The organism is Flavobacteriales bacterium, from assembly GCA_016712535.1.
GTDB lineage: Bacteria > Bacteroidota > Bacteroidia > Flavobacteriales_F > PHOS-HE28 > PHOS-HE28.
In genome coordinates this window covers 1,473,366-1,497,995 of record JADJQW010000002.1, presented here as the reverse complement: position 1 = coordinate 1,497,995, position 24,630 = coordinate 1,473,366, and the positions used below count along the sequence as shown (strand labels likewise).

Here is a 24,630-nt window from a genome sequence, read left to right as displayed (position 1 = left end):
GGCGAAACTACCGGGGCGGTCCGCGGGCATCAGCCAGCCCGATGCAGACTTATCCACACGGCAGAAGCCACCTTGGCGCTCGCGCCGGGCCCGCCGAGCTTCGTCTTCAGCGCCTCGAGGTCGTTGAGCATGCGCGACCGATCCGGCCCGTCCCGCAGCAGCTTCTCCAATTCCAAGCTCATGGCATCCACGGTGAGGTCTCCCTGAATGAGCTCGCGCACCACCTCCCGGTCCATGATCAGGTTCACCAGGCTGATGAACTTGATATCGACCAGCCGCCGCGCGATCCACACATTGAGCGCGCCACCGCTGTAGCACACCACCTCCGGCACGCCGAAGAGCGCGGTCTCCAAGGTGGCCGTTCCGCTGGTGACGAGCGCAGCGCGCGCATGGCGGAGCACATCGTAGGTGCGGCCCTTCACCAGCGCGATGCCTGTTCCGCTGATGTGCGCATCGTACGCCTCATCGGGCACCGATGGCGCTGCAGCCAGCACGAAGCGCTGCTCCGGGAAACGCCTCGCCACGGCGGCCATCAGCGGGAGCACGCGGCTGATCTCCTGATGGCGGCTTCCCGGAAGCAAGGCCACTACGGGCCGCCCATCATCACCTGGCAGCGGCGCCAACTCGCTCCTGCCCTCGTACTCGATCGCGTCCAGCAGCGGATGCCCGACGAAATCGACCTTGACACCGTAGCGGGCATACCATCCCTGCTCGAATGGAAGGATGCAGTACATGCGGCTGACCACACGCTTGATCGCATGGACACGGCCCTTCTTCCATGCCCACACCTGCGGACTGATGTAGTAATGCACGGGGATGCCCTTGGCGTGCGCCCACTCCGCGATCCGAAGGTTGAAGCCGGGATAGTCGATCAGCACCAAGGCATCGGGCCTGAAGGACGTGATGTCGCGCTTGCAGGCCTCGATGTTCCGAAGAATCGTCCGCAGGTTCATCAAGACTTGGGTGAAGCCCATGAAGGCCAGCTCGCGGTAATGCTTGGCCAAGACTGCGCCTGCGGCGGCCATGCGATCGCCGCCCCAAGCCCGTACTTCAAGCGGTTCACTCGCTTGTTGGAACAGCGCGCGCAAGAGGTTGCCGCCATGCAGGTCGCCGCTCGCCTCGCCCGCGATCATGTAGATGCGCCTTCCGCTGGCGCCGGAGCTGCTATGCGTTGGCGTCCCCATCACAGCCAGCCGCGATCGGAGAGTTCGTTGAAGATGAATACCGACACGATGTACGCGCCGTAAACGAGCATCGCCACGATCACGCCGCGCATGGCCTGGTGCATGGCCTTGCGATCGAAAAGGAAGAAGAGCGCCGCATCGGCGATGAGGCTGAGGCTCACGATCCGCGGCTGGTAGGCCGCAGTGCCGAGGAACAGGTCGTTCACGAACCATTGGAAATCGTGGTGCGGCCTGATGGCGGTGACGTAGATGCCCCCATAAGCCGCAAAGCCGAGCAAGGGCGCCACCATGCCCAGGAGGAAGCCCGTGAGCCGGCTATCCCACTTCATTCCGCCAGGTGTTCAGTTCCGCGATGGCATGGTGGGCGGTCATGTCGTACTGCGTCGGCACAACGCTCACGTATCCATTCTCCACCGCCCACACATCGGTATCCTCTCCGTGGTCCTGTCCACGGAATTCACCGCGCAGCCAATAGTACTCCTTGCCGCCAGGGTCGTGCCGCGTCTCGAACTCATCCTCCCAATTGGCCTTGGCCTGGCGGCACACGCGCATGCCCTTCAGCGGGGCGCCGGACCCTTTGGGCACATTCACGTTGAGGCAGATGCCTTGCGCCATGCCATGCTGCAGCGCATTGGCCACCACGTTCCGCACTACGGGCCTCACATGCCCGAAGTCGGCTTCGATGCTGTGGTCCATGAGGCTGAAGCCGATACTGGGGATGCCTTCCATGGCGCCCTCGACCGCAGCGCTCATGGTGCCGCTATAGAGGACGTTGATGCTGATGTTGGCGCCGTGGTTGATCCCGCTAACGAGCAGGTCGGGCTTGCGGCCGCCAAGCAGCTTGTAGATCGCGAGCTTCACGCAATCCACCGGCGTACCGGAGCAGCTCCAGGCCTCGGCGCCTGCGACCTGCTCAACTTGCTGCAGGCGCAGGAAGCTGTGGATGGTGATGGCGTGGCCCATGGCGCTCTGGGGCTTATCGGGCGCAACCACCAGCACACGGCCGAAGGCCAGCATTTCCTCGGTAAGCGCACGGATGCCTGGCGCGAAGATTCCATCGTCGTTGGTGACCAGGATGAGCGGGCGTTCAGGCATGGGCCGCAAAGCTATCCGACCCGGAGGGCGCGTGGGCGAAGTTGCAGACTCACTCCGTCACTGAGACATTTACCGGCCGCAGGACCCTTGCTCAACGACTCATGAAGAAAGCCATCCACCCGCCGAACGCCGCGAAGCCATTAGCACCATACACACCAGCGATTGAAGCCGGTGGCCTTCTCTTCATCAGCGGCCAGATCGCCCTCGATCAAGAGGGCCGCTTGCACATGGAAGACATCGCCACGGAGACCCGACAGGTGATGGAGAACATCGGCCATCTGCTGCGCGCGGCTGGCTTGGGGTACGGCAATCTGGTGAAGGTCACGATTTTCCTCAGTGACATGGCCCACTATGCAGCGGTGAATGAGGTGTACGGCAGCTGCTTCACCGATGCGCCCCCGGCGCGTGAAGCGGTTGCTGTGAAGGGCCTGCCACGCGGCGTGAACGTGGAGATCAGCGGCATTGCGGCCCGGGATTGAGCACGGATCGATGCAATCGCTTGAAACCCGTGAGCAGGCACCCACGTTGAACCTGCCTGTCCAAGTAGTTCAAAGGTCAGTCTGAAGAGTCACGTCGCCCCTGTCCGCCTCCGGTGGATGGGGGCTTCGTGCTTCCGGGCCCAGCGCTTGGAACCGGACGACCATGGGCGGGTCCGGCCATTAGCTCGGCTGGAACGCACGACTATATTTGCGCCCCCTGTGCGTAAGGGCACTCACCGGAGTGGCGGAATTGGTAGACGCGCACGTTTCAGGGGCGTGTGACCGTAAGGTTGTAAGGGTTCGAGTCCCTTCTCCGGTACCAGAGAGCGGCTGTGAGGGCCGCTCTTCGTGTTGATGGGCGCAGTTCGCCGATGAGCCATGAGCGAGAAACTCTTCAAGACCCGAAGGCAATGGCAGAATGTGCGGGTGGTGGCCATATCGGCGCCATTCCTGCTATCAGCCGTGGCAGCCATCGGATTCACGTTCGGCCACATCAAGCTCATCATCGGAAGCGCAGGTATCCTGGTCGTGGCTGCGCTGTTGGCCATCGTGCGCGACAGGCAGCGGCCCGCGCAGTACCGGATCACGGATAGTTCCCTGGAGCTGATCAGGGGAAAGGAGCGTGAGAAGCTCTCTGCTGGCGAGATCCTGGATGCGAGCATGATGGAGCGCATCGCGTGCCGTGAGTACGTCCGGCGGAAGGTGCAGAAGCGACTGAAGGAGCAAGGCACGAGCCCACGGGAGAGCATGGCCGAATTCATGCGGTTCTGCACCATCGACGTTGGCCTGCGCTCCTACACGTTCGGGTTGGGCCGATTATTCGTGGACCGCATGGAGAGCTCGCGCCACGACCTGATCCTGCTGCGAGCGACGAATGGATCCGAGTACCTGCTCTCGCCTGATCGCAACCAGGAGATGATCGAGCAGCTCTCGCGCCTCAAGCGCCGGCAAGAGCGGGCTGCATCGGAGCAGGGTCAGTTGTAACGGACGCGCTGCCCCAGCCGGAGCACCGACCGCTGGCTGATGCCGTTGATGCGGCAGAGCGCGGACACACTGGTCCTGTACCGCCTTGCAATCGCCGAGAGCGTGTCGCCGCTGCGCACCACATGGTACTTGCGCGCGCCCAACTGGGCCTTGGCAGCTGCCATGGTCGCGAAGGTGCCCTTGTGGATATCGAAGGTCTTGGCCTTCAAGGTCCCATTCTCAACGTCAACGATCAGCGAGGGGTCGATGGGTTGATCCAGGAAGCGCACTTCGAAATGCAGATGGCTGCCATAGCTGCGGCCGGTGTTGCCTCCTTTCCCCAAGGTGTCTCCGGCCTCTACGATATGCCCCGGCTCGACCAGGCGCTTGCTCAAGTGAGCGTAGAGGGTCTCAAGTCCATTGTGGTGGCGCACTACGACCACATGGCCATAGGACTTGTTGTACTTCGAGATCCGAACAACGCCCGGGAACGCGCTGATCACCGGATCACCGGTCTCCAGCTTCAGGTCCAAGCCATAGTGCATGCGGCCGCGCCGTGGGCCGAAAGGCGATGTGAGGTGACCGGGGCAGGGCATCATGAAATCGTCACCGGTAACGCTCAAGTCGAGGCAGAGCGTGTCATGCACGGCGCGCGCATGCTCCCGATCGAAGATCGTCTCCGTGTTCCAATGGCAGTAGAGGTCGTATCCGGGGATCATCGCCAGCGAATCACCCACATCGCACAGGATGCCGAGGGCCTTGGCTGCGCGTGAAATCTCCAACCGGGCGTGCTCCGGGTTCTCGTCGGGCGTGAGCTCCTCGAAGATGTCGACCCCATCAGGCCCACCGAAGCTCGCCGTGTCCAGCACCTGAGCGCGTACAGCCAAGCCCAGGAACAGGGCGGCTGGAGCGAGGACTGTGCGAAACTTCCGCATGTGATGGCCGCAAAACTATCCGGGCATTCCAGCCCTCCAAGGATCAAGTCTGCCAACTTCTGACAACGCAATGGCGTTATCGATGGGTTGGATCATTGCACCGATGAATCGAAGAGAGGCCCACATGAATCTCGGTTAAGGTTCGTTAATGGTCCTCCCCCAATGGGTTCAGGTCAATCCGTCAATGCACCTGCGTGGCCTGGGTAACACGCATCTTATCAACACGGACTGCCCGGGTTAGGTCGGTCGGTACATTCGCTCGCGATGAAGCGAATCGTGGAACCCGCGGAGTTGGCCAAGGCCAGCCACATGCGCGAAGGCGATCCGCGCATCGCCTTGCTCACCGAGGTGAGCGGCCTGAAGCGCTTGGAGAAGATCTATTCGAACACGGCGCATCTCAGCGACCTGGAGTTCACGGACGCGGTTTTCAAAGAGCTTGACCTGGAGGTCGAGGTGCCCTCCGAAGACCTTGACCACGTGCCCCTGGAAGGCGGCGTGGTCTTCGTGGCCAATCATCCGTATGGCGCGATCGATGGCCTTGCCTTGGTGAAGATCCTAGGCGAAAGGCGGCCCGACCTGAAGGTGATGGCGAATTTCCTGCTACGGCAGCTCGCACCGCTCAGTGATCGTTTCATCGGCGTGAACCCCCTTGAGGGGATCAGCTCGCAGAGCAGCTTCCAAGGCATGAGGCAGGCCTTGGCGCACGTCACTGAAGGACATGCCTTGGGCGTGTTCCCGGCCGGCGAGGTGAGCAGCTGGCGGACGGACGTCCGGTCCGTGGCCGATCCCCGCTGGAAGACCCCGGTGATCAAGATCCTGCAACGCGCCGAAGTGCCCGTCGTGCCGGTCTGGTTCGATGGTGCCAACAGCCTGGTGTTCCAGATGCTGGGCATGATCCACCCCAATCTTCGCACCCTGGTGCTGCCCAACGAGATGCTGCGCATGCGCGGGCGCACCGTGCGCATGCGCATCGGCAAGCCCATCAGCGCGAAGGATGTGGCGGCCTTCGGCAACGCTGAGAACCTGGCCCGCTACCTGCGCGCGAAGACCTACGCCCTGGGCAGCGGCATGCAGGTGAAGCGCGAGCTCTTCGCCCCATTGCGATTCCCGAGCAAGCCGAAGGACCTCGTGGAGCATATCGGCACAGAGGCCTTGACGAAGGAGGTCGCAGGCATCGAGGACCTCCGGATCAACCAGCAAGCCGAGTTCGACCTCTATCTGGCGTCGAGCCACCGCATACCGGGGATCCTTCGCGAGATCGGCCGCTTGCGCGAGCTCACGTTCAGGGCCGCGGGCGAAGGCACCAACAAGGCCATCGACCTCGATGAATTCGACCTCTACTACGAGCACCTCTTCCTGTGGGACCGCGAGAAGCAGCAGCTCGTGGGCGCATACCGCATCGGCGACGGCCGCAAGATCATGGCGCGCTACGGCAAGCGAGGATTCTACACCAGCACCCTCTTCCGCATGGACCGGCCCATGGAGCGCGTGCTCAGGCGCAGCTTCGAGCTCGGCCGCTCCTTCATCTCGCCCGAATACCAGCGCCAGCGGCTCCCGCTCTTCATGCTCTGGCGAGGCCTGCTGCTTCACCTGATCGCCAACCCCGACCAGCACTACCTCATCGGCCCGGTGAGCATCAGCGGAACCTATAGCCGGTTCTCCCGCACGCTCATCATGGAATTCGTGAGGCTCAACCACTACGACCACGAACTGGCGAAGCATGTGCATCCGCGCCACCGCTTCCGCATCAAGCTCGACAAGGCCGATAGCGAGGCCCTGGTGGAAGCCAGCAAGGCGGACCTGAAGAAGATGGACCGCTTGATCGCGGAGATCGACCCGCATGAGACCGCGATGCCCGTGCTGCTCAAGAAGTACCTGCTGCTCAACGCGCGCATCATCGGCTTCAACCGCGATCCCAAATTCAACGATGCCCTCGATGGCCTCATGGTGCTCGACCTCAAAAAGCTGCCCGAGAAGACTGTGGAGGACCTGCGGAAGGGAATGAGCGAGGTTTGATCGCTGGGGCCTTGAGCGGTCGAGGATCGATCATCCAACGCTCAAGAGCTGAAGCGCGCGCACGGCAAGGGATTCAGGTTCTTCAACCTCCGCGGGTAAATTCGCCGCCGCATCCGAATCGCGAAGCCAACCCTCAACCTGCCTTGCCATCCAGGGCTTGACCCGGGACAACCTCCAACCCTCAACCGTCCGCTGAACCCATGCCGAAGATCAAAGTGGCCAACCCTGTAGTCGAGCTCGATGGCGATGAAATGACCCGCATCATCTGGAAGTGGATCAAGGAGCAACTGATCCTCCCGTACGTGGAAGTGCCCATCGAGTACTACGACTTGGGCATGGAAAGCCGCGACAGGACCGACGACAAGGTTACGGTGGAGAGCGCGAAGGCGATCCTGAAGCACAGCGTGGGGATCAAATGCGCGACGATCACGCCCGATGAAGCGCGCGTGAAGGAATTCGGGCTGAAGCAGATGTGGAAGAGCCCCAACGGCACCATCCGCAACATCTTGGGCGGCACCGTGTTCCGCGAGCCCATCGTGATCAGCAACATCCCACGGCTTGTTCCCGGCTGGACGCAGCCCATCGTGATCGGCCGCCATGCCTTCGGTGATCAGTACCGTGCTACGGATGCCGTGATCAAGGGCAAGGGCAAGCTCACCATGACCTTCACCCCTGACGATGGCAGCGAAGCGCAGACGTGGAACGTGTACGACTTCGAGGGCAACGGCGTGGCCCTGAGCATGTACAACACGGATGAGAGCATCGAAGGCTTCGCGCGCAGCTGCTTCAACCTGGCGCTGGCCAAGAAGTGGCCGCTCTACCTGAGCACCAAGAACACCATCCTGAAGAAGTACGACGGCCGCTTCAAGGACATCTTCGAGGAGGTTTACCAGAAAGACTTCAAGGCCGCGTTCCAGGAAGCCGGCATCGTGTACGAGCACCGCTTGATCGACGACATGGTGGCCAGCGCCATGAAGTGGAGCGGCGGCTACGTGTGGGCCTGCAAGAACTATGACGGCGACGTTCAGAGCGATACCGTGGCGCAAGGCTTCGGTTCACTGGGCCTGATGACCAGCGTGCTCATCACCCCCGACGGCAAGACGATGGAAGCGGAAGCCGCGCACGGCACGGTGACGCGCCACTATCGCATGCACCAGCAGGGCAAGCCCACCAGCACCAATCCCATCGCCAGCATCTTCGCGTGGACGCGCGGCCTGGCTTTCCGCGGCAAGCTCGATGGCAACACCGCACTGATCGACTTCGCCAATTCGCTCGAAGCCGTGTGCATCAGGACCGTGGAAAGCGGCAAGATGACCAAGGACCTCGCGGCCTGCATCCATGGAGAGAAGGTGAGCGCCGAGCATTACCTCACCACGGAGAAATTCATGGAGGCGCTGCGGGAGGGTATCGAGCGGGCTTGAGGCAATGGGGCCATCTTAGTGGCCACCGCGTACCATGGCGCACCGCTGGAACCTCGTACTCGCTGCACTGGTTCTGATCACGTGCGCGTGGTTCGGCGTGGGCCATTCCTCTGAGGACGAGTTCCAGCATGTGATCCTGGTCGCGGAGCACTTGCGCGGGAACATGGAGGCCGATGCCATGCCGATTGACTTCCAACGCGCCTGGCGCAGCAACTTGCTCCCGGTCATCGCCGCAGGGGTATTCGAGGCCTGCGCGGCGATCGGCATCTCCAATCCTTTCACGCTCACCTTGCTGCTGCGGCTGATCACCGCCGTGCTCGCGCTTTGGGTGATGCATGGCCTTGTGCGCGCCGTGAAGCCGGAGCTGCGAACCGAGAATCACCAGGCCCTTGATGCGCTCAGCTGGTTCCTCTGGTTCGTGCCGGTGCTGCTGATCCGCTTCTCCGGAGAAGCGTGGAGCGCACTGCTGTTCGCGCGTGGGCTGTCCTTGCTGCTGGGGGAGAAACCGAGGAGCCCTTGGGCCATCGGTGCGTGGTGGGGAGCCGCCGTGATCTGCAGGCCTGCGGTGGCATTGCTGCCGGTGGCTGCTATGCTCTGGCTGCTTCTCGTGAAGAAGGAATCGCGGTCACGCCTGCTTCGGATCGTCGGCGGAGGCGCGGCTGCGATCGCCATCGGCATTGGCGTGGATGCGGTTGCGTACGGCACCTTCACCGTTGCCCTCTGGAACTATGGACTGGCAGCGATGACCGGCGAAGAGGCTTGGCGATTCACCGTGTTGCCATGGTACCAGCACGTGCTCTTCATCGTGAAATACGCAACGCCGCCCGTGGCATTGATGCTCTTTGGCGCCTGCGCTGTCCTCGTCCTCTTGAAACCGAAGCACATTCTGGTGTGGCTGATCCTCCCCTTCCTCATGGCGCATTCCTTCATGCCCATCAAAGAGCCGCGCTTCCTCTTCCCGCTTGCGCCCCTGATGCCCTGGCTCTTGGTGGCCGCGTGGGATGCCCTCTGGGATCGCTGGCCTGTGACGATGAAGCGCGATCTCTGGCTTCGGCTGCTCTTCCCCTTCGCGGCGATCAACCTGCTCGCGCTGGTCGTGGCGGCCCTCACTCCCGCAGGCAACGGACGCGTCGCCCTCGCGAAGGAGATCCGCACGCGCTTCGGCGATGAACGGGTCCGCATCGACCTGATCGGCGATTGGCGGCAATGGATACCTCCCTTCTACCTATCAGCGGGAAGCACTGAGACCATCACCGAGAAGGTCGTCCCCGCGAAATCGAGATCAACCCACCTGGTGCTGGCGCCCGAGAGCAGGAATCTGGATAGCGTGGTGAGCATGGAGCGATTGGCAACCGGGTGCCCGGGCTGGACGCACCGCTACCTCCGTTGGTACGGCTTGGAGGATAGCTACGACCCGCTTGTGCTCTACCAGGTGAAGATCGGGGTGCTGGACCATTGAGCGGCGAGCACGTTCATCCTCCAACCACAGCAACACGCAGCCCTTTCAGCAACTGAAGGGACAATACCTTCGCGGCCGCGCCAACGCACCAACGGCTGCGGCGATCCAAGCATGAAGTTCTTCATCGACACCGCGAGCCTCGCGCAGATCAAGGAAGCCCAGGACCTCGGCGTGCTCGACGGCGTGACGACCAATCCATCGCTCATGGCCAAGGAAGGCATCAGCGGTGAGGACCGCGTGCGCCAGCACTACATCGACATCTGCAGCATCGTTGACGGCCCCGTGAGCGCCGAAGTGATCAGCACCGATCACGCCGGCATCGTGCGCGAAGGCGAGGCATTGGCCGCGCTGCACCCCAACATCGTGGTGAAGGTGCCCATGATCCGCGATGGCGTGAAGGCGCTCAAGCACTTCAGCAGCAAGGGCATCAGGACCAACTGCACGCTGGTGTTCAGCGCTGGCCAGGCCTTGCTGGCGGCGAAGGCCGGCGCCACGTTCGTATCGCCCTTCATCGGCCGTTTGGATGACGTGAGCACCGACGGCGTGCAGCTGATCGAGCAGATCCGCTTGATCTATGACAACTACGGCTATCGCACCGAAGTGCTCGCGGCGAGCATCCGCCACCCCATGCACATCATCCAGTGCGCCGAGGTGGGCGCTGATGTGGCCACCTGCCCGCTGAGCGCGATCACCGCGCTGTTCGACCACCCGCTCACCACCATCGGCCTGGAGAAGTTCCTGGCCGATCACCGCAAGGCCGCAGCCGTGAAGGCCTGAGCGCAGCCGTGCTGGTCGATATCCATCCCACGCATCCTGAGCCGCGCAAGATCAAGGCGGCGGTTGACGCGCTGCGCGCCGGCGAAGTGATCGTGTGCCCAACGGACACGGTGCATGCCTTCGTGTGCAGCGCAGAGAGCGCGCGTGCCGTTGAAGAGCTGGCGCGATTGAAGGGCGGCAAGCGCGGCAAAGCGGAGCTCTCGCTGATCTGCGAGAGCCTGAGCCACCTGAGCGACTACGCGCGAGTGACCGAAACAGCTGCGTACCGCATCGTGAAGCGCGCGCTGCCCGGCCCGTTCACCTTCATCCTGCCGGCCAGCACGGCCATCCCGAAGCTGTTCAAGAACAATCGCAAGACCATCGGGATCCGTGTGCCCGACCACGCCGTGCCGCAAGCCATCGTGAAGGAATTGGGGCACGCGCTCGCCGCCACGAGCGTGCATGATCCGGACACCTTGCTCGACCACACCTCCGAAGCGTGGCGGATCGAGGAGCTCTTCGGCCATCAGCTGGCCATGGTGCTCGATGCAGGTCCGTGCGGGTTGGAGCCGAGCACGGTGATCGACCTCAGCCAAAGCGAGCCCTTGGTGGTGCGCCAAGGCAAGGGCGATCCAAGCGCTGTTCTCTAGTCCTGCGGCATCAGCCCGAACTCGCGCGCGATCGCCCGTGTGCTGTTGAAGCCGATGTCCTTGCCGTTCCAGCCGCCTCTGCCCTCATCATCCTGCGCCAGGCGATGGCCCAATTCCTCGATGCGGTAGAGCACCACGGGCTCAGTGCCCGATGAATCACGGAAGCTCATGCGCACCACAGCAGCACGCGCGTCGACCCGTTCCTTGGCCTCGGGGACGCTGTCGGCCCCGGCAACAGACGTCCATTGCGCCACGAGCGCGCGCGCCAGCCCGAAATCGGCCACCGGGTCACGGACCCCATGAACCACCACGATCCTCGGGTAACGATCAACCGGATCGAGCGCTACCTGACGGACACGCTCGGCCCACTGCACCGGCGTGAGCGCATCGGGATGCACCACCGGCCTTCGATCCGCATCGCCCTTCGCGACTCCCCCATACGGCGCACCCGCCACGATGGCGGCCTGCTGCAGCAGGTCCGGATGGCAGGCCGCCAGGGCCACCGCCATGGCCGCACCCGCAGAAACGCCGTAAGCGCTCACGCGCGCGCGATCGATCGGGAAACGCGCAACCGCATGCTCGATCATCTGCGCAATGGAGAATACCTCGCCGCGCCCAGGGAGCGCGTCGGCCTGCCGGTACCAATTGAAGCAGCGCATCGGGTTGTTGCTGCGCTTCTGCTGCGCGAGGACGAGGTAGGCGCCCGCGCTGTCCGCTATGGCGCCCCAGCCGCTGAGCTTCAGGATCGACTCGGCATCCTGCCCGCAGCCGTGCAGCACCATCACCATGGGCCGCTTGCCTCCGAGCGATTCAGCTCCGTGGGGCGCGCGCACGAACATGCGCAGGTTGCCGGGGTTGTTGCCGAAAGATTGAACCTCGACCAGCGCGGCCCGCTTCCCTCCTTCTGCGTCGCCGATCGCACGGTGCGCGCCTGACAGAAAGGCGAGTGCGCAAAGGCCTTGCTTGATCAGTCCGTTCATGCGCAATGGCATCAGGACCTGGTAGGCCGTCGCGTGACGAGCACCATGATGAAGAGAACGATCGGTGCAGCCAGCGCGATCCAGATGCCAAGGCTCTTCAGCAGGAAAGGCAGGACCATGGTGAACGTGAGACCGAAGGCAGCGATGTAGAGAAAGGGCTTATGGATCTGGCCGCGCTTCCGGTAATCAACGAATAGCAGAAGAAGCGGGATGCAGCCGATGCCTCCGCCAAGCAGCAGCACGAACGCCATCGACAAGGCCAACGGCTCCATCCGGCCTCATTTCAGCAGATGCTCCCGGACAAATGCGATCGTCGCATAGAACTGGAAATCGCTGTTGCCCTTCTTGCGGAAGCCGTGCCCCTCGTCGTTGGCCATGAGGAACCAGACGGTACCGCCCTTCTCCTTGATGCGGTCCTTCATCTGCACGGCCTCGCTGGCGGGCACGCGCGGATCATTCCCGCCCTGCACGATGAAGAGCGGCTTGGTGATCTTCTCCGCGTGATTGAGCGGTGAGATGCCCTCGAGGAAGGCGGCCATCTTCGGATCACGTTCATCGCCGTACTCCACGCGGCGCAGGTCGCGGCGGTAGTCCTCGGTGTTCTTCAGGAAGGTGTTGAAGTTGCTGATGCCCACCACATCGAGCGCGCAACGGATGCGATCGGCGTAGAGCACGCTCACGGCCAGTGTCATGTACCCGCCGTAGCTGCCGCCGGTCACCATCACGCGGTCGGCATCGAGGTCGGGCTGCGCCGCGATCCAGTCGAGCAGCGCGCCGATGTCCTTGACGCTCTCCTCGCGTTTGTAACCGTTGTCCAGATCGAGGAAGGTCTTGCCGTAGCCGCTGGATCCGCGCACGTTGGGGTAGATGATGGCCACGCCCAGCTCGTTCAGGAAGAATTTGTTGCGGCCTTGGAAGCCGGGACGCGATTGCCCCTCGGGCCCGCCGTGGATATTGATGATCACGGGCCGCTTGCCGGTGAACTTCGCGTGCGGCCGATAGAGGTAGCCGCTGATCGTGCGCTTGTCGAACGAAGGCCATTTCACCAGCTCAGGCGCACGCAGGCCGCTCACATCCATGCCGCCGAGCTCGCTCTCCGTCCAACGGAGCAGCTTCTTGCTGGCCAGATCCAGCTCGAACGCATCGCTCGTGCTGGCGTAGGTGGTGAGCGTGAGTCCGAGCGCCCGGCCGTCCTTCGTGAAGCTCAATCCGCCGATGAGGCCAACAGGCATTCCAGGCACTTCCTCGTAAGCGAGCGTGCGCGTGTCGAGGAGGTAGAGCTTCGAGAGGCCGTCCTCGTTGGTGGTGAAGGCCATGCGCGAACGGTCATGCGTGATCTCAACGCCGGCCACATCCCACGGTATCGCAGCCGTGATGGGCGTGAGCTTCTTCGTCTTCATGTCGTAGAAGCAAAGCCGGTTGAACTCACTGTCCTTGTTGCTCGTGAGGAAGATGCCCGTGCCCTCCGCGTTCCAGGCGATGGCGCGGTAGGTGGTGCGCTCGTCCTTCAATGGAAGCAAACGCGTCTTCGCCCCGGTGGCGATGTCGAGCAGAAAGATGCGGCTCTCGTTCACGGAGATCCCTTCGCCCATCAGGAGCTGCTTGTCATCGGCGCTCCAATCGCTGATGCCCCAGCCGCCGCCGCTGTTCTCGGCCACCACGCGGTCGGTCGCCGGATCCAAGGGATCCATCACGCGGATGTCGCGGTCCTTGCCGTTGCGCATGGTGCTGCTGTAGGCGATGCGCTTGCCATCGCGGCTCCACGCCCCTCCCCCGTTCTGCGATCGTTTGCCATCGGTGAGCAGGGTCGCCCTGCCATCCGGGTCCATGCGGTAGAGCTGGCTGAACTCGTTGCCGCCCGCATCCTTGTTGAAGAGGAAGTAACGGCCTCCATTCGGCTCGTAGTTGGCGCCTCCGACCGCATCCTCGTAGAACGTGATCTGCATGCGCGCACCGCCAGGGAACTTCACCTGGTGCAGCTGACTGGTGTTGCCGAAGCGCGTGCTGATGAGCATCTCCTTGCGCACGGGATGCCAAGCCGCGAGCGAGGCCCCTCGTCCTTCCGTGTAGGAGCGCACCTCGCTGACCAGGCTGGCAGGCAATGGAGGGATGCCCTCGACGGTGAGGTTATCGGTGACGGGGATGGTGGGACCTTGGGCCGCCGTGGTCAACGGGAGAAGCGCAAGGGTCAGGAGTTGGAAGGTGATGGCTCGCATGAGGATGGCGGCAAGGTAACCGCCATGCCTTCCGCGTTCAGACCAATTAACGCATCCTGCCGAAGATCATGCCCGAAGCTCCGGCCAAACGGCGATCTTCGCCGCGCAAACCGAACACCATGAAGCCCCTCTGCACCGCTTTCATCGCCGCAACCATCGCACTGGCCTGCAACAATGCGCCTGCAACGGCGCAGGACATCCACAGCTACGGCGCCAGGATCACCGCTGATGGCGCCATCAGCACCGCCGACCTCGCCAAGGCCATGAGCACCGCCGACAGCATGGCCGTGAAGCTCGAGTGCGAGATCATCACCAGCTGCGTGAAGAAGGGCTGCTGGATGACCGTGCAGATGCCCAACGACCAGAAGATGATGGTGCGCTTCAAGGATTACGGCTTCTTCGTTCCCACCAAGGGCCTCGAGGGAAAGCGCGCCGTGCTGCAGGGCTACGCCACCAAGGAAGTGGTGGATGTGGCCACCCTGCGCCACTACGCAGAGGACGCGGGCAAGAGCAAGGAGGAGATCGAGAAGATCACCGAGCCCGAGAACAACCTCATGTTCCTCGCGGACGGCGTGCTGATCACCTTCTGATCGCGTGACGGTGCAGCATGCATCGCGACCAAGGCCCGGGAGTTTCTTCCGGGCCTTGGTCTTTTCGTTGTTCCCGCTCGCCTCAACCGCCCAGACCGCGCACCACCTGCAGCTGGGACGCGAGCTGGCAATCACTGGCGCTGGACTGGGAGTGAACGGCATCGGCCTGCTGCTGCGCCACCAGAACTCCCGGAAGCCGGCACCCGAGATCAACCCGGAGCGCGTAGGTGCGATCGACAGATGGAGCACGCGGCAATGGCATCCGCGCGCGCATCGGGCGAGCAATGTCCTCTTCCTCGGCGCGGTCACTGCTTCGTTCGCGGGCGGCTTCCTGCTGCAAAGCAGCGATCGCCCCTTCGATGCCGCAGCCATCACGGCCGAGAGCTTCCTGCTCACCTCAGGGCTCACGAGCATCGCCAAAGAGCTGGTCCGCAGGCCACGCCCCTATCGCTTCAACCCGGATGTGCCGGACGCCATGCATCACCCACGGGAAGATTTCGTGAGCTTCTGGAGCGGGCACGCAGCCAACACCGCCGCCGTCGGATTCAGTTTGGCCGCGCTCGTGCAGCGTTCCGATGCATCTCCGGAGATGAAGGGCGCGGTCTGGGCCAGCGCGGTGGCTGCACCGGTCTGCATGGGCTACCTGCGCATGCGGGCCGGCAAGCATTTCCTCACCGATGTGTTCGTAGGCGCTGTGGTGGGCACGGCCGTGGGATTGGCGGTCCCCTACTTTCACCGCGAATCCGAATCGGACGAAGAACCATGAGCAAGATCGCCCTGGCCGTGCATGGAGGCGCCGGCACCATCGCCCGTGAACTGATGACGCCCGAGCGCGAGAAAGCCTATCGCGATGCGCTCGAACTCGCCTTGAAACGCGGCCATGCCATCCTCAAGGAGGGCGGCGCAGCGCTCGATGCCGTTGAGGCCGCGGTGCGCGCGCTGGAGGATTCGCCGCACTTCAACGCGGGCCGCGGATCGGTCTTCAATGCCGATGGCCAGCATGAGATGGATGCGAGCCTCATGAACGGCAGCGACCTGCGGGCAGGCGCCGTGGCGGGCGTGCAGAACGTGAAGAACCCGATCAGCCTGGCGCGTCGAGTGATGGAGAAGAGCAGCCATGTGCTCATCAGCGGCATGGGCGCCTTCGAGTTCGCGCACAAGCAGAAGATCGAGCTGGAGGACGACCAGTACTTCTTCGATCAGTTCCGCTACGACCAATGGAAGGAGACCGTGGGCACGGATGTGTACACGCTCGATCACAGCGACAAGGAGAAGAAGTTCGGCACCGTGGGCGCAGTGGCCCTGGATGCGCACGGCCACCTCGCCGCCGCCACCAGCACCGGCGGCATGACGAACAAGAAGTGGCAGCGCATCGGCGACAGCCCCATCATCGGCGCGGGCACCTATGCCAACGACGCCACCTGCGCCGTGAGCTGCACCGGGCATGGCGAGAGCTTCATCCGTGCCGTGGCCGCGCACGATGTGCATGCCCTCATGGCCTACAAGGGCCTCTCACTTCAGGAAGCCGTGCGCGTGGTGGTGCATGAGAAGCTGCCGCCGCTTGATGGCGACGGCGGCCTGATCGCCGTGGACCGCAACGGGAACATCGTCCTCGACTTCAATTGCACGGGCATGTACCGCGGGCAGGTGGGAGCAGATGGAGAGGTGGAGACGGCGATCTTTCGCTAGGCTCTCCCGATCATTGAGCATCCTTCTTCGCCCCTCCGTCCTTCCGCTTGAACCGCAAGTGGAAGCGCTTCTCCTTCGGGGTCTCGATCTCCTCGCCGAGCAGGTAGCCCCACGGCTGCAAGGAGGGCACGCTATCGCACACCACCTTGAGCATGCCCGTGATCGGGATCGCGAGCAGCATGCCTGCCACGCCCCATAACGCGCCGAATCCGATCAGCGCCAGCATGCTAGCCAGCGGATTGATGCTCACGCTGCTGCCCACCACCTTGGGCGTGATGAGGTTATTGTCGAGGAACTGCACGATGAGCACCACGCCGAGCGCCGCTGCGGCGTGCCAGGGCGAGTCGTTGGTGACCAGCGCCACGAAGACCGGGAGCACGCTGCCCACCAGCGCGCCGATGTAAGGCACCACGTTCAGCAAGGCCAGCACGAAACCCAGCAGCACCGCGTACTTCAGGCCGATGAGGCCGAAGCCGATGGAGCAGAGCGCCCCGAAGACCACGCCCACATTGACCACGCCGCGCAGGTACTTGCGCGAGAGCACGCTGATGCGCACCATCACATCGAGCACCGCGCCTTCGCGCGTGGTGCCGAGCCGCGTGAAGAAGGTGCGGAAGCGGTCCTTCAGCAGGAGCAGCAGGAAGACGAAGAACGGGATGGGCACGATGCTCGCGAGGGCGGAGCCCGTTCCCGAGAAGAGCCGCAGGGCCGCCTGCCCGCCGAGGTTCGCCACGTCGCTGAGGTGCGCATTGAACCATTGGATCTGCTCACGGCGGTCGAGGTTGGTCCGGCCCTCCACCCAGTCGAAGAAGGCCTCACCCTTGCTCGCGAACCGCTCCTGCAGCGCGGGGAAGTCCGAACCGAAGCGCGTGAGCTGGAAACCGAGGAAGAAGAAGAGCCCGAGCACGACGACCACCAGCGCCAGCGTGGCGACGAGGGCTCCGGCCCAACGGGGCATCCAGCGCTCCATGCGCCGTGCGAAGGGCAGCAGCAGGAAGGCGAAGAGCCCGGAGACGACCAGCAGGATGAAGAGGTCGCGGCCGAAGTGGAGCACCGTGATGCTCAGGACCACGGCCAGCAGCACGTTCACGAAACGCGCGAGTGCATCACTTCCTGAAGCGAAGGGCATGAGTCGCATCCCGCACCAGCGGGACGCCGAAGGTAGCCGCGTTCAGCGCAGCCACTTGCGCTCCAGCACGAAGGTGCCGAAGGGCAGCACGCTCGCGAGGCCAAGGCCCACGATGCGCTCCGGGTCCCACTTCAATTTGGTGAAGAGCGGTACGGCAGCGACCCAGTAGGCGATGAAGAGCGCGCCATGGGCCCAGCCCACCACCTTCACGGCCATCGGCATTCCGAAGAAATGCTTCAAGGGCATGGCGATGAACAGCAGCAGGATGAAGCTCACGCCTTCGGCGATGGCCACGGTTCGGAAGCGGCGGATGATAGGGTCTTGCATCGGGGCGAAGATCGCCACCGCGATCATGGGATCCTGTTCTCGGGCCGCGCGAGGAAATCGACAATGGAACGGCCTCCGGAGTACAATCCGCCGAAATAGTCCTCTTGCTTGAAGCGCGGAAGCATCTCGTTGTCAACGATGCGCTGGCAGATACTATCGTGCAGGACACGTTCAGTCCCATATCCTGTTGCGATGAATACTTCGCGTCGCGCCTTGCTGAATGCGATGACGACACCATTGTCCTTGTCCTTTTCGCCAACACCGGCTGAATCGCCGAACGCCGTGGCGTATTCCATCGCGCTGCGGCCATTGAAGGTCGCGTGCGAGACAAGGGCGATCTCGTTTCCAGTGATCGCCTCGTGCGCACGGAAGAGACTGTCCAGCTTGCGATGCTGCCCAGGGGTAAGCACTTCTTCCATGTCCAGGACATGCCCGACCGGATGCTCCTTGGTGCATCCGCCTGAAGAAAGCACCAGCAGAAGGAGAAGAAGGCCGACTGGATGGATGGCCTTGGGCATGGTCAATTCCTCACCGGCACCTTCACCGCCGCGAATTGCTTCTGCGCCACGCTGTAGCTGTGCCCTTTGCTGATGATGTGAACCTTCATGCCTTCGATGCTGAAGGGCTCGCCCTCCTCCACATCGGCGTAGTCGCTGTAGGTGATCTCGTGCCCATCGAAGATCATCACCTGTCCGCTGCCGATGGTCTCGAGCATGTCGGCGCCGGTGATCACAACGCCGGTGTCCTCGCCGAGGCCGATGCCGATGGCTGAAGGGTTCGCTGCCACGGCCTGCGTGAGCCGGCTGAATCGCCCGCGCTCCACGAAATGGCTGTCGATGATCACATCCTGGATGAGCGATGCGCCGGTGGTGAGCTTCACGCCGCCCTTGATGAGGCCGCTGGCGCTGTGGCCCTGGTAGATCATGGTGCTGCTCATGCACATGGCGCCGGCGCTGGTGCCCGCGATCACGAAGCCTTCCTCCTGCTCGTAGCGGCGCTTCATCAATTGGAGGAAGGCCGTGCCACCGAAAATGGTCGTCAGCCGCAGCTGGTTGCCGCCGCTCATCATCACCCCATCCGCCTTGGCCAAGCGCTTGATCATCTCGGGCCTCACCTGGCTGCGATCGCGGATATCGAGGATGTCCAGGTCCTTCACGCCCAATTTGCCGAATGCGCCGATGTAATTCTCGGCCACTTCCTCCGGGATGCTGCTCGCGCTGGTGATCACCGCGATGCGGGATGCAGTGCCGCCCATCTCATCGACCACGCGGCGGAGGATGCCCTCCTCGATGAAATTGTGGGTGAAGACCTTGGTGTTGTGCCCCGCTTCGGGCTCTTTGCCCTTGTCCTCGTTGCCGCCGATGGCGATGAGCTTGCCTTTGGGTGTCATTCGTTGCGTTTACCCCCGCCCCCGGCAGCCAAAGTAAAGGATGCGCCCCGCCACGTAATCCCCATGTTGCCGAAGTATGAACAGGGCACCTTGCTATATTGCTCCGGTTGCTGATGGTTAGGGGCTTACCAACCCCCGACCTCATCGACCCCCAACCTTTCAACCTTCGCCGATGCGCATCCTCGAGCTCAAGGCCATGCGTGGCCCCAATTACTGGTCGGTCCGTCGCCACCACCTGATCGTCATGCGCCTCGACATCGAGGACCTGGAGCAGAAGCCCACGGACAAGATCCCCGGCTTCTACGAGCGCATCACTGAGCTGCTGCCCAGCATGGTCAGCCACCGCTGCAGCGAGGACAAGGAAGGCGGCTTCTGGGAACGCGTGAAGCGCGGCACCTGGATGGGCCATGTGATCGAGCACATCGCGCTGGAGATCCAGACGCTGGCCGGCATGGAGACCGGATTCGGACGCACGCGGAGCACGCGCGATGAAGGCGTGTACAACGTGGTCTTCAGCTACATCGAGGAGCCCGTGGGCATGTATGCGGCGAAAGCAGCCGTGCGCATCGCGGAAGCGCTGATCAGCGGTGAGAAGTACGACCTCGCCGAGGATCTTCAGAAAATGCGCGAGCTGCGCGAGGAGTCGCGGCTCGGGCCCAGCACCGGCAGCATCGTGGCAGAGGCCGTATCACGCGGCATCCCCTACCTGCGCTTGAACGGGCAGAGCCTGGTGCAACTCGGCCACGGCATCCACCAGAAACGGATCCGCGCCACCATCACCAGCAAGACCAGCAACATCGGCGTGGAGATCGCGTGCGACAAGGAGGAGACCAAGCAGTTGCTCGAGAGCTACGAGATCCCTGTGCCGAAGGGCCGCGTGGTGCGCACGGAGGAAGGACTTGAAGCTGCTCTGCAGAGCGTCGGCTATCCCTGCGTGATCAAGCCTGTCGGCGGCAACCATGGGCGCGGCGCCACCATCGGGATCAAGACCTTGGAAGAAGCGAAAGTCGCCCTGGCCAAGGCGAAGGAGATCAGCCGCAGCGTGATCGTGGAGCGCTACATCACGGGCCTCGATCACCGCCTGCTCGTGATCAACCACCGTTTCATCTGCGCGGCGAAGCGCACGCCTGCCTGCGTGGTCGGTGATGGCAAGAGCACCATCGCGCAGCTCGCCGATGAAGTGAACAAGGACCCGCGTCGCGGCTACGGCCACGAAAACGTGCTCACGCGCATCGACATCGACGACCACACCCTGAAGCTGCTCGCGCTCAAAGGCCTCACGCCCGAGAGCGTTCCGGCGAAGGACGAGACCGTTTACCTCAAGGCCACCGCCAACCTCAGCACCGGCGGCACCGCCGACGATGTCACTGAAGTGGTCCACCCCTTCAACGTCTTCCTCGCCGAGCGCATCAGCCGTATCATCGACCTCGACATCTGCGGCATCGACATCATGACGGACGACATCAGCCTGCCGCTGAACGAGAGCGGCGGCGCAGTGCTCGAAGTGAACGCCGCGCCCGGCTTCCGCATGCACCTGGATCCCACCGGCGGCATCGGCAAGAACGTGGCGGAACCCGTGGTGGACATGCTCTTCCCGCCGGGCACGCCGAGCCGCATCCCCATCATCGCCATCACGGGCACGAACGGGAAGACCACGACCACGCGCCTGACCAGTCACCTCATGCGCAGCGTGGGCTACAAAGTGGGCATGACCTGCAGCGACGGCGTGTACATCATGAACCGTCTGCTCATGACCGGCGATTGCACCGGCCCGGCCAGTGCGCAATTCGTGCTGAAGGAGCCCGTGGTGGACATGGCCGTGCTGGAGACGGCGCGCGGCGGCCTCGTGCGCAGCGGTCTCGGCTTCGAGCATTGCGATGTGGCCATCGTCACCAACGTGGCGGCGGATCATTTGGGCCTGAAGGACATCCATACGCTGGAAGAACTCGCCCATGTGAAGAGCACCGTGCCGCGCAGCGTCCGCCGCGACGGCTATGCGATCCTGAACGCCGACGACGAACTCGTGATGGCCATGCGCAAGCAGTGCGATTGCAAGATCGCCCTCTTCAGCCTCGATGAGAACAACCGCCTGATCCGCCAGCACTGCAAGCTCGGTGGCCTGGCAGCGATCTACGAGAACGGCTTCGTCACCATCAGCAAGGGCGAATGGAAGCTGCGCATCGAGAAAGCCGTGAACATCCCCATCACCTACGGCGGCAAAGCGGTCTTCAACATCCAGAACGTGCTGCCCGCCGTGCTCGCGGCCTACGTGCAAGGCGTGAAGATCGAAGAGCTGCGCGAGGCGCTATTGACCTTCGTCCCTGGCGCTGCGCAGACGCCGGGCCGCCTGAACCTCTTCCAGTTCAAGAACTTCCAGGTGGTGGTGGACTATGCCCACAACCCGCACGGCTTCGAGGCGCTGGGCAAATTCCTCAGCAAGATCCCCGACAGCCCGAAGGTGGGCGTGATCGCCGGCGTGGGCGACCGCCGCGACGAGGACACCGTGAACCTCGGCCGCCTCAGCGCGCAGATGTTCGATGAGATCATCATCCGCCAGGACCGCAACCTGCGCGGCAAGACCGACGACGAGATCATCGCCCTCATGGTGAAGGGCATCAAGGAGGTGGACCCCAACAAGCCCTACATCATCATCAAGAAGGAAGAAGAGGCGATCCGCCACGCCATCTCAACGGCCAAGCCCGGCAGCTTCCTCACGCTCTGCAGCGATGTGGTGCCCGATGCCCTCGCCCTGGTGCTGAAGCTGAAGGAGGAGGATGAGAAGGTGGCCTTCAGCAAGGAGGATATCCCGAACAGGAATAAGGAGTTGGTGGGGTGAGAATTGGCGTACTGCACAATGGGCTCTCCGCTCAGAGCATTGTTCCTGATCCTCCTAGGTTGTTCTTGGGTCAATAATTCACTTGCCCAAGGCCGGACACGATATGCCTTTTATTTAGAGGCATTGGGCAATGCAGGAAGTCTGGCATCAGCGAACATCGACCGATGCACTGGGTGTGATTCCGTGTCTGCGTTCTCTTTTGCGCAGCGTGTTGGGTTCAGTTTCAGTTTCAATCAATACGACAGCAGACCGGCGTTCCACTTTCCGTTAGAGGTTAGTGGAATCCACGGTCGTGGGCGATGGAAGTTCGAGTACGGGATCGGATACACGGCTTACCTGGGAACTAGTGACCTATCCAGTGATCGGATCCCGGATGATCGCAAATCGAACTATGGGAGTTGGACGGTCTTTCGCGCAGGCATAAGAAGGAACACAAATGGCAGAGGTATTCTGCGCATAGCTCCGCTATTTGTTCTGGAGAATTGGTCGAACGGAAGGTCGCAGCAACTATGGGGCGGCGGTATCGCATGGGGTGGGTACTTCTTTAAACCGCGGCAGGGTAACCGCTGATGGTAGCCCCCCCGCTAGCGCGGATGTTCGCTGGTTCGGATTTGCAATCTGGACCGCATCGCAAGCGTCTTGAATCCGCGCAGCGGTCTGCCGCCTAGGCGACCTGCGCACCGAGGCTCGTCACTCAGCCCGAAGGGCGGGAGGCCGGGCGCGCGTAGCGCGTTGGCCCCGGCCATCCGGGGTCTCACCAAAGCCTTTTGACGATCACCTCAAGTATCCTGAACTGGGTCTTCGCTTTTTCAATGCTCAAGGGCGTTGCGAGTGAAGCATCGACTCGCTCCCGTTGGCGCGGATCTGCGACTCTGGACTTGCCCCGTGCTGAGCGACGCCACGCCCGAATGCACCATCGCCGGTCGGAAATCCGAGCGGCGATGGCGCTGAAGCGACCCAGGCATCGACTGCCCAGCGGTCAATCCATCACTTCTTGCCCGCGTTACGGGTCTTCTTCACCAATCGCTTGTTGCTGCGCGCGGCGCCCGCTTTCGGGATGGTGCTGCTGGGGTGCATGTGACGCTCGCGCTCAAGTTGAGAGCCCGCGCGGTCCTTCGCGGCGCGTGCGTCAGGTTGTCCGGGATGCGGCTTGCTGGTGCTGGTCTTCTTGCGCGGAGCGAACGTGCGCTTGGCGACTTGTCGCCCGGCGAGCAAGGCGTCGGTGGTGGAGGCCTTGCGAGCGGTCTTTTTCGGAGCGGCCATGGTTTCGTCTTTGTCAGGGCCAAGCTAGCACGGTGTCGGTTCGTGAAGACTGACGGATGGCATTTCCCGTGTCTTCAGCGCGGCCACCCATCAACACGCACCACGAGCAAACGCCGACGCGGATCTGCGCTGGACCGGATCCGCGATCCGGATCACGCCAAGCAAGCCTTTCGATCCTTGACCGGGTGTTCCCCGAACCTGCGCAGCGGTCTGCCGCTTCGGCGAACCTGCTCCCGCTAGCGCGGTTATTCGCTGCTTGGGATCTGTTATCCGGACCACACCGAGTAAATATTGACCAGCCTCAATGCTGTACCACCAGCCTATGGCTGCTGAAGAGCCGTCCGTTCGGACCAAGTACGCGCAAGTGGTACAAGCCGGAAGGCTCGTCGCTCAGGTCGATCTGATCGCTCAGCAATTGCCTGAGCAAGCCGCCTCGGCTGTCGAACACTTCCAGAGCGCAAGGCCCAACGACGCCGCTGATGACGAACTGGCCGGTTGACGGATTCGGCGCGATGCTGATGATAGGTGCTGACTGCACATTCTCGATCCGCGTGTAATTCGGGCAGAACGTGTCTCCGTAGATGGGGACACCATGCTCAACGACGCAATTCAGGTGCGTGCCATGCGAAAGCCCCATCTGGCCGTACAGCTCGTTGAAGGGCCCTGTGCATCCGCCGATCCCTTCGATCACATGCGGAATGCCGTTGCCAAAGCCTGGGATCTCCGGGATGATGAATCGCTTTCGGTACGTGCCGTTCACTTCGACGGAATCGATCGCACTGACAACACCCCACTCCTGGTAACCTTCCGCATTGCTCGGGAACGGAATGGTGTCACCGACCTCAGCAGTGAAGTCGTAGATCAGTCGTTCTGAAGCGTTCGCATGACGGGCGTACACCTTTCGCTCGAACTCTCGAACGAACCGTGTTTGACCGTTGAAGAAATAAGAGGTGGTGCATGCATTGGGCGGCGCATTGATGTACGACTCGTAATAAAGGCCATGGCTGACGACCTTCTGGTAAGTCGTATCGTTCATGATGGTATCGCCACTGAGCCAAAAGCTCGTGGTCCAGGTATCCATGCAGATCGCGGTCACCGTGCCGCTAAAGCTGGAGGTCCATACCCGTGCAGGCTCATCGAATAGCGGCACGTGTACTTGCGCCCGAAGAGGAAGTGCGATCACGATGGAGAATAGGGCCAACCAACGCATGCTCGAGCGCATTGTCGACATCGAATATACCCCGCTCTCGCT

Annotated in this window: 24 protein-coding genes and 1 tRNA gene; 12 read left to right on the top strand and 13 right to left on the bottom strand. The window is 62.7% G+C overall.

Annotated elements, in window-relative coordinates; genetic code table 11:
• Positions 1 to 29: 29 nt before the first annotated feature.
• Genes lpxB through surE form a run of 3 tightly spaced genes read right to left on the bottom strand, consistent with a single transcriptional unit; the run spans position 30 to position 2,279 of the window.
• Positions 30 to 1,184 carry a lipid-A-disaccharide synthase gene (gene lpxB / locus IPK70_06090; protein ID MBK8226729.1) on the bottom strand — a complete coding sequence of 385 codons (1,155 nt, stop codon included), beginning with the start codon at positions 1,182 to 1,184 and terminating at the stop codon, positions 30 to 32.
• Positions 1,184 to 1,513: a hypothetical protein gene (locus IPK70_06085; GenBank protein ID MBK8226728.1), complete on the bottom strand. Its 330-nt coding sequence runs from the start codon at positions 1,511 to 1,513 to the stop codon at positions 1,184 to 1,186. The genes lpxB and IPK70_06085 overlap by 1 nt, the downstream gene beginning before the upstream one ends.
• Entirely contained in the window at positions 1,500 to 2,279 is a 780-nt protein-coding gene (surE, locus tag IPK70_06080; GenBank protein MBK8226727.1) for a 5'/3'-nucleotidase SurE, read from the bottom strand. Before surE ends, IPK70_06085 begins: the two co-directional genes overlap by 14 nt.
• A 101-nt stretch (positions 2,280 to 2,380) precedes the next feature.
• On the opposite strand from surE, the gene IPK70_06075 reads away from it, so the two are divergent.
• The 3 genes from IPK70_06075 (at position 2,381) to IPK70_06065 (ending at position 3,742) form a co-directional block, all read left to right on the top strand.
• Positions 2,381 to 2,758 (top strand): hypothetical protein, encoded by a 378-nt coding sequence (locus tag IPK70_06075; protein ID MBK8226726.1) that lies wholly within the window; start codon positions 2,381 to 2,383, stop codon positions 2,756 to 2,758.
• Positions 2,759 to 2,993: 235 nt separating this feature from the next.
• Positions 2,994 to 3,080, top strand: a tRNA-Leu gene (locus tag IPK70_06070).
• 56 nt (positions 3,081 to 3,136) lie between these two features.
• Complete coding sequence (locus IPK70_06065) at positions 3,137 to 3,742, top strand: hypothetical protein (protein ID MBK8226725.1); 606 nt, start codon at positions 3,137 to 3,139, stop codon at positions 3,740 to 3,742.
• Here IPK70_06065 and IPK70_06060 read toward each other — a convergent pair.
• Positions 3,733 to 4,656 (bottom strand): peptidoglycan DD-metalloendopeptidase family protein, encoded by a 924-nt coding sequence (locus tag IPK70_06060; GenBank protein MBK8226724.1) that lies wholly within the window; start codon positions 4,654 to 4,656, stop codon positions 3,733 to 3,735. The genes IPK70_06065 and IPK70_06060 overlap by 10 nt on opposite strands.
• A 264-nt stretch (positions 4,657 to 4,920) precedes the next feature.
• On the opposite strand from IPK70_06060, the gene IPK70_06055 reads away from it, so the two are divergent.
• The 5 genes from IPK70_06055 (at position 4,921) to IPK70_06035 (ending at position 10,958) form a co-directional block, all read left to right on the top strand.
• Entirely contained in the window at positions 4,921 to 6,672 is a 1,752-nt protein-coding gene (locus tag IPK70_06055; GenBank protein MBK8226723.1) for a lysophospholipid acyltransferase family protein, read from the top strand.
• A 200-nt stretch (positions 6,673 to 6,872) separates the two neighbouring features.
• Positions 6,873 to 8,093 (top strand): isocitrate dehydrogenase (NADP(+)), encoded by a 1,221-nt coding sequence (locus tag IPK70_06050; GenBank protein ID MBK8226722.1) that lies wholly within the window; start codon positions 6,873 to 6,875, stop codon positions 8,091 to 8,093.
• A 34-nt stretch (positions 8,094 to 8,127) separates the two neighbouring features.
• Positions 8,128 to 9,552: a hypothetical protein gene (locus IPK70_06045; protein MBK8226721.1), complete on the top strand. Its 1,425-nt coding sequence runs from the start codon at positions 8,128 to 8,130 to the stop codon at positions 9,550 to 9,552.
• A gap of 111 nt (positions 9,553 to 9,663) precedes the next feature.
• Complete coding sequence (gene fsa / locus IPK70_06040) at positions 9,664 to 10,329, top strand: fructose-6-phosphate aldolase (protein MBK8226720.1); 666 nt, start codon at positions 9,664 to 9,666, stop codon at positions 10,327 to 10,329.
• Positions 10,330 to 10,337: 8 nt separating this feature from the next.
• Positions 10,338 to 10,958, top strand: coding sequence for a threonylcarbamoyl-AMP synthase (locus IPK70_06035; GenBank protein MBK8226719.1), 621 nt, complete (start codon positions 10,338 to 10,340; stop codon positions 10,956 to 10,958).
• Here IPK70_06035 and IPK70_06030 read toward each other — a convergent pair.
• The 3 genes from IPK70_06030 to IPK70_06020 are packed head-to-tail and all read right to left on the bottom strand — an operon-like array spanning position 10,955 to position 14,154.
• Positions 10,955 to 11,950, bottom strand: coding sequence for a PHB depolymerase family esterase (locus IPK70_06030; GenBank protein MBK8226718.1), 996 nt, complete (start codon positions 11,948 to 11,950; stop codon positions 10,955 to 10,957). The genes IPK70_06035 and IPK70_06030 overlap by 4 nt on opposite strands.
• Entirely contained in the window at positions 11,950 to 12,189 is a 240-nt protein-coding gene (locus IPK70_06025) for a hypothetical protein (GenBank protein ID MBK8226717.1), read from the bottom strand. Before IPK70_06025 ends, IPK70_06030 begins: the two co-directional genes overlap by 1 nt.
• A gap of 27 nt (positions 12,190 to 12,216) precedes the next feature.
• Entirely contained in the window at positions 12,217 to 14,154 is a 1,938-nt protein-coding gene (locus IPK70_06020; GenBank protein MBK8226716.1) for a S9 family peptidase, read from the bottom strand.
• 119 nt (positions 14,155 to 14,273) lie between these two features.
• Between IPK70_06020 and IPK70_06015 the strand changes: the two genes are divergently transcribed.
• From IPK70_06015 to IPK70_06005, 3 genes are read left to right on the top strand one after another with little or no spacing between them, the layout of a single operon-like run.
• Complete coding sequence (locus tag IPK70_06015; GenBank protein MBK8226715.1) at positions 14,274 to 14,744, top strand: DUF4920 domain-containing protein; 471 nt, start codon at positions 14,274 to 14,276, stop codon at positions 14,742 to 14,744.
• A 55-nt stretch (positions 14,745 to 14,799) separates the two neighbouring features.
• On the top strand, positions 14,800 to 15,510 hold the full coding sequence (locus IPK70_06010) for a phosphatase PAP2 family protein (GenBank protein ID MBK8226714.1): 711 nt from the start codon (positions 14,800 to 14,802) through the stop codon (positions 15,508 to 15,510).
• A complete protein-coding gene (locus tag IPK70_06005; protein ID MBK8226713.1) occupies positions 15,507 to 16,433 on the top strand; it encodes an isoaspartyl peptidase/L-asparaginase in 927 nt (308 codons plus the stop codon). Before IPK70_06010 ends, IPK70_06005 begins: the two co-directional genes overlap by 4 nt.
• A gap of 10 nt (positions 16,434 to 16,443) precedes the next feature.
• Here the strand turns inward: IPK70_06005 and IPK70_06000 are convergent, their stop codons facing one another.
• The 4 genes from IPK70_06000 to IPK70_05985 are packed head-to-tail and all read right to left on the bottom strand — an operon-like array spanning position 16,444 to position 19,279.
• Positions 16,444 to 17,562 carry an AI-2E family transporter gene (locus IPK70_06000; GenBank protein ID MBK8226712.1) on the bottom strand — a complete coding sequence of 373 codons (1,119 nt, stop codon included), beginning with the start codon at positions 17,560 to 17,562 and terminating at the stop codon, positions 16,444 to 16,446.
• A 42-nt stretch (positions 17,563 to 17,604) separates the two neighbouring features.
• A complete protein-coding gene (locus tag IPK70_05995; GenBank protein ID MBK8226711.1) occupies positions 17,605 to 17,889 on the bottom strand; it encodes a DUF3817 domain-containing protein in 285 nt (94 codons plus the stop codon).
• Positions 17,890 to 17,912: 23 nt separating this feature from the next.
• Positions 17,913 to 18,407 carry a TPM domain-containing protein gene (locus tag IPK70_05990; GenBank protein ID MBK8226710.1) on the bottom strand — a complete coding sequence of 165 codons (495 nt, stop codon included), beginning with the start codon at positions 18,405 to 18,407 and terminating at the stop codon, positions 17,913 to 17,915.
• 2 nt (positions 18,408 to 18,409) lie between these two features.
• Positions 18,410 to 19,279 (bottom strand): cyanophycinase, encoded by an 870-nt coding sequence (locus IPK70_05985; GenBank protein MBK8226709.1) that lies wholly within the window; start codon positions 19,277 to 19,279, stop codon positions 18,410 to 18,412.
• Between the two features lie 172 nt (positions 19,280 to 19,451).
• Here IPK70_05985 and cphA point away from each other — a divergent pair, with 172 nt between their 5' ends.
• The gene (gene cphA / locus IPK70_05980) at positions 19,452 to 22,115 is read left to right on the top strand and encodes a cyanophycin synthetase (GenBank protein MBK8226708.1); all 2,664 of its coding nucleotides are present in this window, start codon (positions 19,452 to 19,454) and stop codon (positions 22,113 to 22,115) included.
• Between the two features lie 987 nt (positions 22,116 to 23,102).
• Here cphA and IPK70_05975 read toward each other — a convergent pair.
• Both IPK70_05975 and IPK70_05970 read right to left on the bottom strand, forming a co-directional pair.
• The gene (locus IPK70_05975; protein ID MBK8226707.1) at positions 23,103 to 23,378 is read right to left on the bottom strand and encodes a hypothetical protein; all 276 of its coding nucleotides are present in this window, start codon (positions 23,376 to 23,378) and stop codon (positions 23,103 to 23,105) included.
• 301 nt (positions 23,379 to 23,679) lie between these two features.
• A complete protein-coding gene (locus IPK70_05970) occupies positions 23,680 to 24,588 on the bottom strand; it encodes a T9SS type A sorting domain-containing protein (protein MBK8226706.1) in 909 nt (302 codons plus the stop codon).
• Between the last annotated feature and the right edge of the window lie 42 nt (positions 24,589 to 24,630).

Excerpts from the sequence above, each read along its gene's own strand:
- lpxB (MBK8226729.1), bottom strand. The coding sequence starts at position 1,184 with ATGGGGACGCCAACGCATAGCAGCTCCGGCGCCAGCGGAAGGCGCATC.
- IPK70_06085 (MBK8226728.1), bottom strand. The coding sequence starts at position 1,513 with ATGAAGTGGGATAGCCGGCTCACGGGCTTCCTCCTGGGCATGGTGGCG.
- surE (MBK8226727.1), bottom strand. The coding sequence starts at position 2,279 with ATGCCTGAACGCCCGCTCATCCTGGTCACCAACGACGATGGAATCTTC.
- IPK70_06075 (MBK8226726.1), top strand. The coding sequence starts at position 2,381 with ATGAAGAAAGCCATCCACCCGCCGAACGCCGCGAAGCCATTAGCACCA.
- IPK70_06065 (MBK8226725.1), top strand. The coding sequence starts at position 3,137 with ATGAGCGAGAAACTCTTCAAGACCCGAAGGCAATGGCAGAATGTGCGG.
- IPK70_06060 (MBK8226724.1), bottom strand. The coding sequence starts at position 4,656 with ATGCGGAAGTTTCGCACAGTCCTCGCTCCAGCCGCCCTGTTCCTGGGC.
- IPK70_06055 (MBK8226723.1), top strand. The coding sequence starts at position 4,921 with ATGAAGCGAATCGTGGAACCCGCGGAGTTGGCCAAGGCCAGCCACATG.
- IPK70_06050 (MBK8226722.1), top strand. The coding sequence starts at position 6,873 with ATGCCGAAGATCAAAGTGGCCAACCCTGTAGTCGAGCTCGATGGCGAT.
- IPK70_06045 (MBK8226721.1), top strand. The coding sequence starts at position 8,128 with ATGGCGCACCGCTGGAACCTCGTACTCGCTGCACTGGTTCTGATCACG.
- fsa (MBK8226720.1), top strand. The coding sequence starts at position 9,664 with ATGAAGTTCTTCATCGACACCGCGAGCCTCGCGCAGATCAAGGAAGCC.
- IPK70_06030 (MBK8226718.1), bottom strand. The coding sequence starts at position 11,950 with ATGCCATTGCGCATGAACGGACTGATCAAGCAAGGCCTTTGCGCACTC.
- IPK70_06025 (MBK8226717.1), bottom strand. The coding sequence starts at position 12,189 with ATGGCGTTCGTGCTGCTGCTTGGCGGAGGCATCGGCTGCATCCCGCTT.
- IPK70_06020 (MBK8226716.1), bottom strand. The coding sequence starts at position 14,154 with ATGCGAGCCATCACCTTCCAACTCCTGACCCTTGCGCTTCTCCCGTTG.
- IPK70_06015 (MBK8226715.1), top strand. The coding sequence starts at position 14,274 with ATGAAGCCCCTCTGCACCGCTTTCATCGCCGCAACCATCGCACTGGCC.
- IPK70_06005 (MBK8226713.1), top strand. The coding sequence starts at position 15,507 with ATGAGCAAGATCGCCCTGGCCGTGCATGGAGGCGCCGGCACCATCGCC.
- IPK70_06000 (MBK8226712.1), bottom strand. The coding sequence starts at position 17,562 with ATGCCCTTCGCTTCAGGAAGTGATGCACTCGCGCGTTTCGTGAACGTG.
- IPK70_05995 (MBK8226711.1), bottom strand. The coding sequence starts at position 17,889 with ATGCAAGACCCTATCATCCGCCGCTTCCGAACCGTGGCCATCGCCGAA.
- IPK70_05990 (MBK8226710.1), bottom strand. The coding sequence starts at position 18,407 with ATGCCCAAGGCCATCCATCCAGTCGGCCTTCTTCTCCTTCTGCTGGTG.
- IPK70_05985 (MBK8226709.1), bottom strand. The coding sequence starts at position 19,279 with ATGACACCCAAAGGCAAGCTCATCGCCATCGGCGGCAACGAGGACAAG.
- cphA (MBK8226708.1), top strand. The coding sequence starts at position 19,452 with ATGCGCATCCTCGAGCTCAAGGCCATGCGTGGCCCCAATTACTGGTCG.
- IPK70_05975 (MBK8226707.1), bottom strand. The coding sequence starts at position 23,378 with ATGGCCGCTCCGAAAAAGACCGCTCGCAAGGCCTCCACCACCGACGCC.
- IPK70_05970 (MBK8226706.1), bottom strand. The coding sequence starts at position 24,588 with ATGCGTTGGTTGGCCCTATTCTCCATCGTGATCGCACTTCCTCTTCGG.